14 protein-coding genes are annotated in these 14316 nt (G+C 71.0%); 8 read left to right on the forward strand and 6 right to left on the reverse strand.

Annotated elements, in window-relative coordinates; genetic code table 11:
* Window positions 1-138: 138 nt before the first annotated feature.
* Both ACIQM4_RS09620 and ACIQM4_RS09625 read right to left on the reverse strand, forming a co-directional pair.
* The gene (locus ACIQM4_RS09620) at window positions 139-1389 is read right to left on the reverse strand and encodes a hypothetical protein (RefSeq protein ID WP_401588469.1); all 1251 of its coding nucleotides are present in this window, start codon (window positions 1387-1389) and stop codon (window positions 139-141) included.
* A 146-nt stretch (window positions 1390-1535) separates the two neighbouring features.
* Window positions 1536-2048, reverse strand: coding sequence for a SigE family RNA polymerase sigma factor (locus ACIQM4_RS09625; RefSeq protein ID WP_401588472.1), 513 nt, complete (start codon window positions 2046-2048; stop codon window positions 1536-1538).
* A gap of 105 nt (window positions 2049-2153) precedes the next feature.
* Here ACIQM4_RS09625 and ACIQM4_RS09630 point away from each other — a divergent pair, with 105 nt between their 5' ends.
* From ACIQM4_RS09630 to ACIQM4_RS09650, 5 genes are all read left to right on the forward strand, one after another.
* Window positions 2154-2552 (forward strand): DUF6479 family protein, encoded by a 399-nt coding sequence (locus ACIQM4_RS09630; protein ID WP_401588474.1) that lies wholly within the window; start codon window positions 2154-2156, stop codon window positions 2550-2552.
* 185 nt (window positions 2553-2737) lie between these two features.
* Window positions 2738-3214 (forward strand): DNA starvation/stationary phase protection protein, encoded by a 477-nt coding sequence (locus tag ACIQM4_RS09635; RefSeq protein ID WP_401588476.1) that lies wholly within the window; start codon window positions 2738-2740, stop codon window positions 3212-3214.
* A 145-nt stretch (window positions 3215-3359) separates the two neighbouring features.
* The gene (locus ACIQM4_RS09640) at window positions 3360-4004 is read left to right on the forward strand and encodes a DsbA family protein (protein WP_401588478.1); all 645 of its coding nucleotides are present in this window, start codon (window positions 3360-3362) and stop codon (window positions 4002-4004) included.
* A 64-nt stretch (window positions 4005-4068) separates the two neighbouring features.
* The gene (locus tag ACIQM4_RS09645; RefSeq protein ID WP_401588481.1) at window positions 4069-4671 is read left to right on the forward strand and encodes a GNAT family N-acetyltransferase; all 603 of its coding nucleotides are present in this window, start codon (window positions 4069-4071) and stop codon (window positions 4669-4671) included.
* Window positions 4672-4818: 147 nt separating this feature from the next.
* Window positions 4819-5202: a VOC family protein gene (locus ACIQM4_RS09650; RefSeq protein WP_401590076.1), complete on the forward strand. Its 384-nt coding sequence runs from the start codon at window positions 4819-4821 to the stop codon at window positions 5200-5202.
* Between the two features lie 123 nt (window positions 5203-5325).
* Here ACIQM4_RS09650 and pssA read toward each other — a convergent pair whose 3' ends face one another.
* The 3 genes from pssA to ACIQM4_RS09665 form a co-directional block, all read right to left on the reverse strand.
* Window positions 5326-6153, reverse strand: coding sequence for a CDP-diacylglycerol--serine O-phosphatidyltransferase (gene pssA, locus ACIQM4_RS09655; protein WP_401588483.1), 828 nt, complete (start codon window positions 6151-6153; stop codon window positions 5326-5328).
* A gap of 256 nt (window positions 6154-6409) precedes the next feature.
* The gene (locus ACIQM4_RS09660; RefSeq protein ID WP_401588485.1) at window positions 6410-6928 is read right to left on the reverse strand and encodes a DinB family protein; all 519 of its coding nucleotides are present in this window, start codon (window positions 6926-6928) and stop codon (window positions 6410-6412) included.
* A 200-nt stretch (window positions 6929-7128) separates the two neighbouring features.
* Entirely contained in the window at window positions 7129-8148 is a 1020-nt protein-coding gene (locus ACIQM4_RS09665; RefSeq protein ID WP_401588488.1) for a LuxR C-terminal-related transcriptional regulator, read from the reverse strand.
* Window positions 8149-9525: 1377 nt separating this feature from the next.
* On the opposite strand from ACIQM4_RS09665, the gene ACIQM4_RS09670 reads away from it, so the two are divergent.
* A complete protein-coding gene (locus tag ACIQM4_RS09670; RefSeq protein WP_401588491.1) occupies window positions 9526-10131 on the forward strand; it encodes a hypothetical protein in 606 nt (201 codons plus the stop codon).
* A gap of 160 nt (window positions 10132-10291) precedes the next feature.
* Complete coding sequence (locus tag ACIQM4_RS09675; protein WP_401588494.1) at window positions 10292-11683, forward strand: helix-turn-helix domain-containing protein; 1392 nt, start codon at window positions 10292-10294, stop codon at window positions 11681-11683.
* A 27-nt stretch (window positions 11684-11710) separates the two neighbouring features.
* Here the strand turns inward: ACIQM4_RS09675 and ACIQM4_RS09680 are convergent, their stop codons facing one another.
* On the reverse strand, window positions 11711-12043 hold the full coding sequence (locus ACIQM4_RS09680) for a hypothetical protein (RefSeq protein WP_401588497.1): 333 nt from the start codon (window positions 12041-12043) through the stop codon (window positions 11711-11713).
* 377 nt (window positions 12044-12420) lie between these two features.
* Here ACIQM4_RS09680 and leuA point away from each other — a divergent pair, with 377 nt between their 5' ends.
* Window positions 12421-14166: a 2-isopropylmalate synthase gene (leuA, locus tag ACIQM4_RS09685; RefSeq protein ID WP_401588499.1), complete on the forward strand. Its 1746-nt coding sequence runs from the start codon at window positions 12421-12423 to the stop codon at window positions 14164-14166.
* The last annotated feature ends 150 nt before the right edge of the window (window positions 14167-14316 follow it).

Consider the following 14316-nt stretch of genomic DNA (forward strand, 5'->3'; position numbering starts at 1 on the left):
CAGGCCGGTGGTGCGCCCGTGCGCCTCTCGCGGGCCCGCGCGCCGCGAGCCCGCGAGCCCGCGAGCCCGCACCCCGCTCCTAAGCCCTTGCCCCTGCCCCTGCCCCTGCCCCTGCGTCCGGTTACCGCGCCCCGGCGGTCACTTCCACCAGCGGGGGCTGAGGGCGATCGACTTGAGCTGCTCGGCCGTGAGGACCGGGTGTGGGCGGGTCGGTGCGGTGTGCTGGGTGTCGGAGTTGAAGGCCGAGAGCACCACGCGGCGTCCGTCGGGGCGCAGCGTGTCGACCGTGCGCATCACGACTCCCTCGACCCCCTTCTCCCCCGCCGAGTCGGCGACCACGACCTTGGTGCCGTCCGGGAGCACGGTGGCCCGGCCGGGCGTCATCTCACTCATGCCGCGCTGGGCGTTGACCTGGACGAGGCCGCCGCCCTGCCCGTCGTTCACGACCAGGCTGGTGAAGCCCGGTTGGCTGAAGCGGTCCCGGGTCTTCAGCCCCGCGGGCAGCAGCGCGCCCAGGATGGCGGACATCTTGGCCGCGCCGGGCTCGCCCGGCACCCCGTCGTCGGCCGGCGCCGGGGCGGCCAGCCGGCCCGCAGCCGTACGCCACCGCGCGTCGGTGACCAGGGCCTTCAACGCGGCAGGGTCGAGCGGCGGGTTGAGCCTGCTGTCCGGCGCGCCCTTCTGCGCGGGGGCGTTCCACTCACTCGCGTCGACGAGGTATCCCTCACGGCTGAGCAGCACCGCCCGCCAGGACTTGGTGTTCACCTTGCCGGTCGCGTACTCGTACCCCTGAAGGATCATGAGCCTGGCGCCGTCCGGAAGCCTCTCGCTGGTGCACGCGTCGAAGCGGACGTACGCCTTCGACGGGCAGGCGACCTGGTCGGAGGCCGCGTCGCTCGCGGGGTCCACGCGGCCCAGGCTGATCCCCATGGCCGCCTTCCCCTTGCCGTCGTCGTAGACGGCCGACGCGGAGGGAGGCGACTGCTTGGGCCCCTCGGCGCTCCCGGACCCCCCCGCCTGCACGTCGGTGAGTGTGCCTCCCGGCAGCAGCTCCCTGAAGGTGTCCGCCATGAAGGCCGCGGTCACCTTCTCCCCCGCGGTCCCCCCGCCGGCCGCCGCGGTCGCCCGTGGTGGCGCGGTCGCCGGCCCGGAGGCGGCCACCTGCCCGGTCGCCCCGCCGCCGGCTCCGAGCAGACCCCCGGCCCAGGCTCCGCCCACCCCCACCAGGGCGAGGGCGGCCACGCCGCCGGTCACCGCACCGGCCCGGCGGCGGCGCAGGGCCCGCAGACCCCTGGTCCGCCCGAGGTCGGCGAGCTGTTGCTGGTCGGTGGAGAAGCCGTCACCGGCGCGCCGCAGCGCCTGACCGAGCTCGTCCTCGAAGGAAGGCATGGCAAACCCCTGTCGTGGGCGTCGCGTGGACGCGTGGTCGTGTGTGTGCGGGTGGTCGTCGTCGGGAGGGGGTTGGTGCGGTCACTCGGTGGTGCGTGCGCCCCGTTCGGTGCGTCCGCGCAGTGGTGCGGTCCTGCGGGGCCCCCTCAATGGGAGGCGAACTCCGTCAGGCTGCCGCCCAGTTGCTCGCGCAGCCGCGCCAACGCCCGTACGGACCGGGTACGTACGGCCGCGGAGCTCACGTTCATCGCGTCGGCGGTCTCCTCGACGCTGCGGTCCTCCCAGTACCGCAGCACGACGACCGCCCGGTCCTTCGGAGCGAGCCGCCCCAACGCCTGGAGCAAGGTCACCCGCAGTTCGAAGTCGGCCCCGGGAACGCCCGCGCCGTCCGGGAGTTCGCCGACCGGCCGTTCCGAGGCCGAACGTCGCCGCTGCTGGCTCAGGAAGGTCCGCACGAGCACGGTCTGGGCGTACGCGGCCGGGTTGTCGATCCGTGAGACGCGCCCCCACAGCGCGTACATCCGCCCCAGCGTCTCCTGCACCAGATCCTCGGCCAGATGGGTGTCTCCGCTGGTCAGCAGACAGGCGGACCGGAACAGATGACCTCCTCTGACGGTGGCGAACTCCAGATACGCCTCGTCCCGCCGCGCTCCCCGCATGCGTCCCCCACTCGTCCCGTCCGCTGCCTACACCTCACTGACGCGGTGGCCCCTCCCGAATGTTTCACCCCGCATCCACCCGTACCCGCGGGGTACGCGGCAGGCATGCACACACACGACATCGGACCCGCAGAAACGGAACTGGCCTCGTCGCTGGCCGCCTCCCGCGACCTGATGGTGGGCATCGCCCCGTTCGTGATCGGGCTGGCCCTGGTGGCGGTACTCATAGGCGCCGTGTGGCTCGGCATCCGGGTGAAGAAGCGTGAGCCCGCTCCCCCGCGTCCCGAGGAACAGCCCCGCGCGCCGAAGCGGGACCACCCGCCGGGCGAGGTACAGGAAGTCAGGGAGCCGGCCGAGGTCCCGCAGGACGGGGTCCGCCGCACCCCCCATCAGCTGGGCGGGTACGGCAACTCGGGCACCTGCCCGGCCGGTGCCGACGCACGGCCGCCCACCTGGAGCGAGAACTCCGGCGGAGCGTTCGGCAGCGGCGGGCCCGGCGCCTGACCCGCACCGAGGCGCGACCCCGCACGACGGACCGCGCACACCGCACCGCACCCCGCACCCCTCACCCCGCACACGAGCCGCGGACCACGTATCACGCCCCGCGCACCACACGCACCACACGTGCCACACGCCACACGCACCACGCACCACGCACCACGCACCAGAACGCACAGGAGGAACCCGACATGACCGCCCCCACCATCCAGAGCACCCTCCCCGAGGCCTCCCGCCAGATAACCGGCGAAGCGCTCCAGGGCGCCCTGGTCGACCTCCTCGACCTTTCGCTGCTCGCCAAGCAGGCGCACTGGACGATCGTCGGGCCGCGGTTCCGTTCGCTGCACCTTCAGCTCGACGAGATCGTCGACACGGCCCGCGCCTACGCGGACACGGTCGCCGAGCGCGCCTCCGCGATCGGGGTCGCACCCGACGGGCGGGCGGCGACCGTCGCCAGGACCACCGAGCTCCCGCAGCCCGCGAGCGGCTGGACCGCCGACGACGACGTGGTGTCACTGCTCGTCGAGGCACTGGGCGGCGCGATCCTGCGGATGCGTGAGCGCATCGAAGCGACCGACCGGCCGGACCCGGTGACCCAGGACATCTTCATCGGGATGACCGCGGAGCTGGAGAAGCAGCGCTGGATGTTCCAGGCCGAGAACCACTGAGGGAGCCGCTGAGGAGCACCACAGGGGCGCACCGCGGAGGCATACCCCGGACAGGCGCAGGTGCCCACGGCCGCCGACCGCCCGCTGGAGATGCGGCGCCCGGCCCCCTGTGCGTACCTGGGAAGGACGAGAAGGAGTCCGGCCCATGCCGCAGCAGTCCGCGCCGCCCCAGCCCCCGCAGTCGTCGCAGCCGCCCCGAAGGCCCGCCCACACCACGGGCGGGTCCGGGCTCGTCGTCCCGTACGGAAGGGCCGGCGAGCTGCCGGTCCTCTCCGTGTACGAGGACTTCCGCTGCCCGTACTGCGCGAGCCTGGAAGGCAGCGCGGGAGCCGCGATCCGCCGCTTCGCCGACGAGGGGCGACTGCGCCTGGAGTACCACTTCGCGGCGTTCATCGACGGGATGGCCGGCGGCCGGGGGTCGGTGACGGCGGTGGCCGCGGCGGGCGCCGCGGTCAACGAGGACCAGGCGGCCTTCAAGACCCTGCACGAGGCCCTCTTCGCCCAGCAGCCCGACGAGAGCGTCGACTCCTACGGTGACCCCTCGGTCGTGCTGCGGGTCGGCGAGTCCGTGGGCCTGGTCGCACCGGGTTTCCGCGAGGCGACCGCTGCCGGCACGTACCTCCCGTGGGCGCAGGCCGTCACGGAGGAGTTCGGCCGCAACGACGTGCGCAGCACCCCCACGGTCCGCCTGGGCGGAACGCCGATCCGCGGCCTCGACCGCGCCGGCCGCCCGCTGTCGGCCGCGGAGATCACCGCCCAGATAGAGGCGGCGCTGGGACGGTCGGCGTGACGGCCGGGAACACCAGGTCGTACGTCTTGTTCCACATCCCGCTCCCCGCTGTCACGCTGTGGGCATGGCAGCAGTGGCAGCAGAGGTGTTCTTCCGTCGGCTGAGCAGGTGGCAGGCCGACCAGCAGCGAGAATCCATCGCGGATCTCTACGAACTGACGTACCGGGAAAGCAGCTTGACCCCTCGGCGGAGCAATCCGTACGAACCCGTGCCGGCGCCGGACTCATCCTTCCACGACCGCGCCGCCTTCCTGGCCCGGTTCGCGGCGGCCGTGCAGCGCCCGGGTTTCGACCTCCTGATCGCGAGCACCCCCACCACCCTGGTCGGCTGCGTCTACGGCTACCTCCCCGACCGGCAGGGCTCCTGGTGGTACGGACGCCACGACATCGCGCCGCCCGAGATCGGGCAACTGGCCGACTCGGGCCGGGTCTTCAACATCGCCGATCTCATGGTCGCGCCCACCCACCGCCGGCAGAAGGTCGCCGAACGCCTCCAGGAACGGCTGCTGGTACGGGTGGACGCCGAACTCGTCACCACGCTCATCGAGCCGGCCAACTCGGCGGCCAAGGCGGCGTACGAGGCCTGGCACTGGAGCCGTACGGGCCGCATCGCCGCCGCCAACGGCCGCCCCGAGCTTGAGGTTTGGACCCGTATACCACCCGGGTGAGGACCCGTCCCTGCGACAAAAGGCCAGGCCAGAGCGGGCGTACGAGCCTGGCGTACGGGCCTGGCGTACGGGCCTCGGCGACCATTGACAGCAGCCCGCGGGCCCTGCTTGGTTCTCCCCATGCCTACCTCTTCTGCTCCACCTCAGCTGCGTGTGAAGGATTTCGACCACCTGGTCCTCAACGTCCAGGACGTGGAGCGTTCGCTCGCCTTCTACACGGGCCCGCTCGGCCTGGAACCGGTGCGCGTGGAGGAGTGGCGCGCGGGCAAGGTCCCCTTCCCCTCCGTACGCGTGAACCAGGCGACGATCATCGACCTGTTCAGCCGCCCCCGCGGCGAGTCCAACGTCGACCACATCTGCCTGACCGTCGACCCGCTCGACTGGCAGGCGGTCATCGACTCCGGCACCTTCACCGTCCTGGAGGGCCCGGTCCCCCGCTTCGGCGCCCGCGGCGACGCCCAGTCGCTCTACGTCTCGGACCCGGACGGCAACACGGTCGAGCTCCGCTGGTACCCGCAGGACGTCGACTAGCCCCGTATACGCGGTACATGGGCGACCGCCACGAGCGGCCACGTCACACGGAAGGGCCCCAGGCCCGCACTTCGGGACCTGGGGCCGCTCGTCGGACCCGGCCACGCAGGCCGGGTCCCGTCGCTACGCCGAACGCGTGTGGCGCGCCGTGTTGATGCGACGCGCCGTGGCGACCACCGGCAGCAGCGCGGCCAGCGCGACCTGGAGCGCGCACCCGGTCACCATCAGACCCTCGGCCCGCGGGACACCGGCGGCCCAGGCCACCAGGCAGCCGATGTTGAAGGCCGCCCACACGACCGTGGCGACCGCCATCCGGCCGGTGGGCTTCGGGTACTCGACCCGGCTGACCATGAGCCACGCCACGCCGGCCAGGGCAACGAGGGTGATCAGGAAGGGGAGTTCGAGCAGGACGACCGAGACGACGGTGAGCGCGGCGAACGGGATCGGCATCCCCTGGAACATGCCGTCCTGCATCGCGGTGACGGAGAACCGCGCCAGCCGCAGCAGCCCCGCGAGCAGCACGGCGACCGCGCCGAACACGGCGAGTCCCAGGTACGAGACGTCGCTGACGATGCCCCAGACCACCACGAAGTACGCGGGCGCCAGGCCGAAGCTGATCAGGTCCGAGAGGTTGTCGAGCTCAGCTCCCATGTCGGAGCTGCGGAACCTCCGGGCGACCAGCCCGTCGCACAGATCGAAGAGCGACGCCAGGAGGATGAGCATGACCGCGGTGGCGGCCCCGTGCCGTACGGAGCCGGCGCCCTCCCCGTCGGTCAGGTAGGGCACCAGGACCGCCGTGGTGATGAAGTAGATGGAGAGGAATCCACAGACCGCGTTGCCCAGTGTCAGCACGTCGGCCGCCGAAAGCCTCGAAGGAGACGGCTTGCGCGCCGCCTCCTCGGACATCTCCTCGGCCCACAGCACTGACATTTCAGTATCGGTCGTGGTCAAAACACTCTCTCCTACGCGCGAATGGTCGACTGCCGGTCACCGGTGGCGAGCATCATCCCAGTACCGTGCGGGAATCGACAGCCAGGGTGGACGCCCCGCCCGGGTGCGCCCGGGACCGGCCGGCGCCGAACAGGAAGGCGTCCGGATCGAGGGCCGGCCCGAGGAAGTCCCGGTCAACCAGTGTGCACCGTGCGGGGGTTCATCAATTTCGCTGCGGGGGATCCACGGCGTCCGGCAGCTCGCCCGGACACCGGGGTCAGTCGTCCAGCGGGTTGCCGGTCGTGCCGTCGAGCAACTCGCGCAGGATGTCCAGGTGGCCGTTGTGGCGGGCCGTCTCCTCGGTGAGATGGAGGAGGATCCAGCGCAGGTCGACATGGAGGCCGTCGCGAATGGTCTCCTTGGCCCGCGCGGCCAGGTCGGTGCCGGCGGCCAGTTCACGGTAGCGGGCGCTCTGTTCCTCGTACTCGTCGAGCAACTGCGTGAGCGGGAAGTCGACGGCGATGCGCATCTCGCCGTCGGGGTCCTCGTCCGTCATGGGGGCCCGGTCCTCCTCGCCGAGGAAGATCACTTGGAACCAGTAGTACTCGACCCAGCGGAGGTGGTTGATGATGCCGCTCATGGTCATCAGGGGCGAGCCCGGCAGCAGCGCCTTGCGGGCGTTCTCCGCGGAGACCCCGGCGCACTTGGCGCGGGCGGTGTTACGTGCGTAGTCGAGGAACGTGGTGAGCTGGGTGCGGTCGTCCCATGCGGGCGGTGTGTCGTCGATTTTGGTCATCGCCTGAAGCGTCCCCGATCACCGAGCCCGATGTCGAGCGCTTTGGCGACGGACCCTACCCGTCGGGTCACCCGGACCGGCGTACGGACCCGGCCCGCCGGGTCGCCCGGACCGGCGTGCGGACCCGGCCACGAGCCGCGACGCCGTACCGGGTCCGTCACGCGGAACCGGCCACAAACCGTGGCGCCGTACCGTCGTCCCTACGCGGGCTCCCGGCTGTCGTCGATGCTCACGTCGTCGTCCTCGACCTCGGTCTCCCCCACGACACCCAGGTCGGAGTGGTCCAGCAGGTCGGTCTGGGCTATGAGGTAGGCGAGCTGTGCGCGGCTGCGGCTGCCCAGGACCTCCGAGGTCTTCTGGACGTGGGTGCCCACCGTGCGCCTGCTGATGCCCAGGCGCCCCGCGATCGCCTCGTCGGTGTAGCCCTCGACCATGAGCCGCAGCACGGCCCTCCTGGTCTCGTTGGTGAGGGGCGGCGGGCGCAGCCGGGAGGGCGCCTCCCCCACCGGTGCCGCCCGGCTCCACGCCTGCTCGAAGCCCTTCACCAGGTACTCGATGATGCTGGGGTGCCGGATGACCAGCGCGGACTGGCGGCGGTCGCGCGGGCCGGGCATGAAGGCCGTCCTGCTGTCACACACGATGAGCCGCTCGAAGACCTCGTCGATCGTCCTGACCTCCGCGCCCGCGGACACCACTCGCTCGATGTAGGAGAGCGTGGGGCCGTGTCCCCGCACCGTGTGCTGGTACAGCGTGCGCTGTTTGACACCGCGGGCGGCCAGGGCGAGATCCCGTGGCAGCGCCTCGGCGAGGAGCTCGGGCGAACGGCCGCCGTTGGGCTGGGCGGTCAGCAGCTCCTCGCGGCACGACTGCACCGCCTCTTCGAGGGCGGCGGCGATCACGCTCTCGCCGGAGAGCACCTGGACCGAGGTGCCGCCGTCCTGCTGGGCCTCCGCGTAGACGGTCTCCGCCCGGGCCATCGTGGTGCGGATCGCCATCAGGGTGTCCTGGTACTCCGTGATGGCCCGTTTGATCGGGCGGGAGAGCGAGGCAGCGGCAAGGTCCGGGGGGACCGGAGTGAGAGCGTCCGGGTTGTCCGGCAGGAACCGGAGCAGCCCCAGGTCGACCAGGCAGTCAGGGACCCGGTCAGTCGTGACGCCGCCCGCCTCCAGCACGTCGCGATAGCGCTCCAGGCCGACCTCGCACAGCTCAGGGAGCTTCATTACCCCCACCTGCTCATGCTCTGTACACATCTGTCCACCCTTCACGTTCTTGCACTGCCCACTCATGATGTCATTCGAACCTTCACCCGCGACGAACGGCGGTGGATGATTCTGAAACACCGCAAAGGTGAACTCAGTTTCTGAATCGTGGGGGAATCATGATTGACCGCATTCGCACCGTTTCTGTCGCACTCGGAACGGCCGCCCTGCTGGCCTTCGGCACCGTCAGTCTTGTTGCGGGCGGCCCGACGCCGGCGAACACCGAATACGCGGCCGCTGCTTCCCAGGGTTCCGGGTCCGCCACGTCGGACGACTCCGCCTGGGGATAATTCCCACTGTGCTCCCGCAGCCGTCAAAGCGGGACGCGAGCCTGGTGGACGGGGATCCGACGGCCGGTTCGGCCACGGATACTTCGCCCAGGTGACCTGGTACGAGAAACGCTGATGCGCACGCCTCGCGAGAACCGACGTGACTCGTATCCGGCAGCCGCCGGAGTTTCACAGAACATTGCGAATTCCGGATCACCCTGGACGGCGGTCCGAAATGCTGCCCGGCGGTGAGAATGTGCGCCCTGCCGCGCGTGCCGGTTCGCGCGGGAGGGCCGACCGGTCACGGCGCCGGGTCCCCCGGGGCAGGCGTTCTCGTGAAGGCGTGCCCGAAGGACCGCCCTCCCGGTGCGCGACCCCGTGCGCCGACGGCACGGCGCACCACGGCGAGCAGTCCGAATGAGATGCACGTTCGTCACCAACTGGGGTGCGAGGAACGGTATTTGAGAGCGTGACAGGTGTCCCGGCCGATCGTGGTCCGGGCGCTCACGACGAGGCGAGCCGTATCGCTCAGCACGGCTCCACGTCGCGGAATTCGCCTTCGCGACTCTCATTCGACGCCGCCCCGTGGGCAGAAACGCAAGCGGCGCACGCTACTGGGACCGGGCTCCTCCGTGAGTCGACGACAGACGCGGCAGTGCCCTGATGACATACCTGGTGCAAAGGAGGAGGAGTCAGAATGACCGATCGGCCCGTGGTGGCCCTGGTCGATGCTTACTCCAGTGCGCGACTGCTCGTTCCCCCGATCCGGGACCGAGGTTATGAAATCGTCCACGTGCAGAGCACCGCAGCGATACCAGAACGGTTTGCGTCGTCCTTTCGCTGCGACGACTTTCGTGACGTCGTGGTGCATCGCGCCCGATTCACGGACACGCTGGACCGCGTATCCTCCTTTCAGCCGGTAGCCGTTCTGCCGGGGCTCGGCACGGGGGTCGGACTCGCCGCGGCTCTGGGCGCGGGACTGGGTCTGCGAAGCAGTGGTATGCGACGGAACGTGGCTCGGCGGAATTCTGCTGAAAAAGCCGGGCCGTCGGGATTCAAGGTGCATTCCGTGAGTCTGGACGGGGTCCACTACATCTGCGATATCTGGGAGACGCGGCAGACCGGGCCGCGGCAGGCGGACGGACGGCCGGGCGGTGCGAGGCTGCTCGCCCGCCGGGGCGAGCGGCAGGACCGCTTGGCGGACCTGACACTGACCGGACTCGACGCGGCGGGGCTGCGCAACGGTCCGGCCTGCACGGTGTTCGAGCACACCGTGCACGGCCCGGCCCCGGTCACCACGACCGCGGGCATCTGCGCCACCGACGAGCCGCTGCTCACACGCGCGGCGCTCGGCGAAGGACAGGCCGACTGGACCGTGTTCGCCTATCTCGCCCCGGAATGGTTCCGGTTGCGTGCCGCCAGGCCCTACCGGCGGCTACGGCACGCGGCCTGGGTCGCCCTGCCCGTTCCGGCCTCCGGTTCCGCGAGTTCCCGGGGCCTCATGCGGGAGTTGAAGGCGCTGGAGAGTTACCAGGGCGCAGTGACCGGCGGGTCTGTGCCCGTCACCCGGGTTCAGTTCCTCCACGCCGATGAACCGACCGTGGAGCACGACTACGCCGCGGCCCTGTCCTCGGTGGAACGGTACGGGGAAGGGCCATGGACGCCGGCCGGCTGAACGTCATTTTGACCGTGGCTCATCCCTTACGGACGGCGCCGGGAGCAGGGCAGCACGGACGCCCCCGCCCGGACCGACATCGCTCCCGGGGGACGCGGCGACGGTGTGCGACCCGAATCAACTTGCTGTCCACAGCACGAGACACAGTGGCGAGGATGCTTTGAATTCGACTCAGAACCGCGACGAGCGCACGGTGCCGCCGGACCATCAGGACTCTTCGAGCCTCGGGGCCGTACTCAAGGCGGCACGCAGACGCATCGGCGTCACCCAGACCCAGCTCGCCGACCTGTCGTCCGTCAGTGTCCGGACGATTCGGGATCTCGAACTCGGTCTCACCCAGAACCCCCGGCGGGAGACCCTCCGACTGCTGCTGGACGGTCTGCGGCTGACCGGGGTCCAGCGGGCACGGGTCGAGGAGGCAGCCGCCGGGCCCGCCTCCGGCGGCATCCCGGCCGACTCCTTCGCCCCGCCGCCCGCCGTGCTCGAACCGACCGTCGGCCGCGAGCGCGACATCGAAGCTCTCCTGGGTCTCGTCAACCTCGGCGGACACCGTCTGATCCGGGTGGTCGGCATGGCCGGGGTCGGCAAGACCCGGCTGCTCCAGGAGGTCGCCGGGGCGATGGACGCCTCGTCCCGGATGCGGGTCCTCTGGGCAGGGCCGGAGGGCGGGGCCACCGACAGTTCCGCGGACCGTTCGCAGGCCCAGGTCGCCGAACTGCTCGGCGGTGACGGTGAGATCGACCAGCTGGCCACCGCCGTCGGCGCCGACGACATCCTGCTGGTACTGCCCGACGTGACCATGAACCCCGACTCGCTGGCGGCGCTCCGCCGTCTGCTGGTGCGGCGGCGGGGACTGCGCGTCCTGTACGAGGCCAGGGAGAGCTCGGAGTGGGGCGCGGGCACCGACTACCCGGTCTTCCCGCTGTCCGTGGCGGACCGTTCGGCCGGTTCCGCAGGCCGTGAGGCGTCCGTCAGCCCTGCTCTGCGGCTGATGCTGTCGCGCTGTGGCTCGCTCGAACGCGAGGCGTCGGCCGACAGCCGGACCATGGCCGCGCTCGCCGGCATCTGCCGAAGCCTCGACGGCATCCCCCGGGCGATCGAAGCTGCCGCCGCCTGGCTCCTTCTCTACAGTCCGGACCAGCTCCTGAGCCTGGCCGGGCGCGATCCGTTCAAGCTCGCCACCCCGCCCGGCAACGACACCGCCGATCTGCGGGCGGTGCTGCAGGCGGCCGTCGAGTCACTGCACCCGCGCGACGCCGACGTCCTGCGTCGGCTCACCACCCACTCGCTCCCCTGGACCATGGCCCAGGCCTTCGCCTCGCCGGAGCAGATCGGCGACCCGGCGCTCAGCTCCATCCACCTGCTGTGCACCCTGGGCCTGGTGCGGCCGGCCAACTGGGACGCGGGCGGCACCCCCAGGTTCACCGTGCTGAACCTGGTCCGCCATCTGCTGGCCGAGGACGCCGCACCAGCTGCCCCCGCACCCGAACCCAGAGTGGCGCTGCGCTGGCAGTCCCCGGCCGGCGTGGAGTCCCGGTCCTATGCGGCGTGAGCGGGCCGCAGGGGGCAGAGGAGGGCGTCAGTACCAGTCGTCGTCGGGCTTCGTGACGTCGTGACGGTCGTGGCGTCCGTAGGAATCGCCGTCCTCGGGCAACGGCGGCAGCACCAGGGGGCCTGGCGGCGGGCCTTGGTCCGTCTGACGTGCGTAGCGGTGCTCACGGAACCTCAGATGCAGCTTCCGTTCCCGCACCTTCAGCCGACGCCGCTCGCGCCGTCCCGCTTCGTCGTCGTCCTGTTCCTGGGTGAGCCGCCGGTTGTCCCAGTACGCACGCTCCTGGTCCGCCACCTCCTCCCCGGGAGAGGAAGGGCCCTCAAGATCACCGTAATCGTTGTCGTCCAGGCGGGCTGTCATGCGGCTCAGATTACTTGCAGGCCGAGCCGTCGGGTGTGGCGTGCACCACTCCTGAGCAGGCGACTCGACGTCCTGGTTCCCGCCGCAGGAACCGGCGCGGAGCCGACCGGCGATACCGGGCGGAAGTCGCCGCCTGATCGCCTCCGTTGCTGCCGGTCCCGGGGGGCCGGCGCTCCTAAGGTCTGGATCCATCGCGTAGTTGGCGGATCGGCGAGCGTCCTTCTCCGAAGGCGCACCAGGCCTGTGACCGCTGCTTCCTACCATGCGCAGCACATCGCGCGAGTCTTCGGCGCGGCAGCCACCGGTACGGGCCGACCCGCGGGGTGAGCGCGCCCCTCAGTACACGGACACTCCTTTCCAATCTGGGCAGAGGACCAATGATGTCAAGCACTCTCGTGGAACGGCCCGCCTCCGTGGCCACCACCTCCCTGACCGGCACCTCCCGTACCGGCGCCTCCCTGACCGGCAGCGTCCAGCAGCCGAGCGGTATGCCAGTGCACCGCTACAAGCCCTTCGAAGGGCCGGACCTGCCGGACCGCCGGTGGCCGGCGCGCAAGCTCCGCAAGGCTCCGCTGTGGTGTTCGGTGGACCTCCGCGACGGCAACCAGGCGCTGCCCGAGCCCATGGACCTGGCACGCAAGCACCGGCTGTTCCGGCAGCTCGTCGCCATGGGCTTCAAGGAGATCGAGGTCGGCTTCCCGTCGGCGAGCCAGGTCGACTTCGACTTCGTGCGCGAGCTGATCGAGCAGGACCTGATCCCGCACGACGTGACGATCCAGGTCATCATGCAGGCGCGTACCGAACTGATCGAGCGCACCTTCGAGGCGCTGCGGGGCGCCCCGCGCGCCGTGGTCCACCTGTACAACTCCGTCTCGCCGCTCCAGCGCCGGGTGGTGTTCGGCGCGGACCGTGAGGACATCCTCCACATGACGGTGCAGGCGGTCCGGCTGATCACCAAGCTCGCGGCGCAGCACGTCGGCGGAGAGATCCTTTTCGAGTACTCGCCGGAGTCGTTCACCGCGACCGAGCCCGACTACGCGCTGGAGATCTGCGAGGCCGTCATGGACGTCTGGCAGCCGGCTGCGGGGCGTCCGATCATCATCAACCTGCCCGCGACCGTCGAGTGCACCCTGCCCAACGAGTTCGCCGACCAGGTCGAGTGGATGGACCGCAACCTGAGCCGCCGCGAGCACATCAGCCTGTCCGTGCACCCGCACAACGACCGGGGCACGGGAGTGGCGGCGGCCGAACTCGCTGTCCTGGCAGGCGCCGACCGGGTGGAGGGCTGCCTGTTCGGCAACGGCGAGCGCACCGGCAACGTGGACCTGCTGACACTCGGCATGAACCTCTTCTCCCACGGCGTCGACCCGATGATCGACTTCTCGGACATCGCCACGATCCGGCAGGTCGCCGAGGAGTGCACGCAGCTGCCGACCCACCCGCGCCACCCGTACGCCGGCGACCTGGTCTACACGGCGTTCTCCGGTTCCCATCAGGACGCGATCAAGAAGGGGTTCGACTCGATGGAGCGCACGGCGCAGGGCGCCGGTTCCCCCGTCGGTGAGACCCCCTGGGGCGTTCCCTACCTGCCGATCGACCCGAAGGACGTCGGCCGTTCGTACGAGGCGATCATTCGCGTCAACAGCCAGTCCGGCAAGGGCGGGGTCGCCTACCTGCTCAAGACGGGGCACGGCTTCGACCTTCCGCGCCGCCTCCAGGTGGAGGTCTCCCGCCTGGTCCAGCGGCACAGCGAGGAGTGCGCCACCGAGGTCGGGTCCGCGCAGGTGTGGGAGCTCTTCACCCGGGAGTTCCTGGCCGAGGGTCAGCCGCTGCGGGTGACCGGCACGACGGACGGCGTCGTCGAGACGGAACTCGACGGAGCCACCCGCTACTTCAGGGCAAAGAGCGGTGCGGCGTTCGCCGACGCGCTGCGGGACGCCGGGACGGACGTGACCGTGCGGTCCCTCACCGTCCAGCCGCCCGACGCCGAGAACTCCTCGGTGGTCGTCTACGCCGAGTGCACGGTCGGCGGGGAGAGCGTCTGGGGTGTCGGCCTCCACGGCGACGAGACCGGCGCGGCCGTGCGCGCCATAGCCTCCGCGGTCAACCGGGCCGCCAGGTAGCTCCGCGGCGGCCGCTCCGGACCGGGACGTCAGACAGCACCGCAGCACACCGCTCCGGACCGGGGCGCCAGACAGCACCGCGGCACACCGCTCCGGACCGGGGCGCCCCGCCTCTGCGCCGCCGGCCCGGTGGCCGGGCCCATGAGATAG

Source organism: Streptomyces sp. NPDC091272, from assembly GCF_044757485.1.
In the GTDB taxonomy this organism is placed as follows: domain Bacteria; phylum Actinomycetota; class Actinomycetes; order Streptomycetales; family Streptomycetaceae; genus Streptomyces.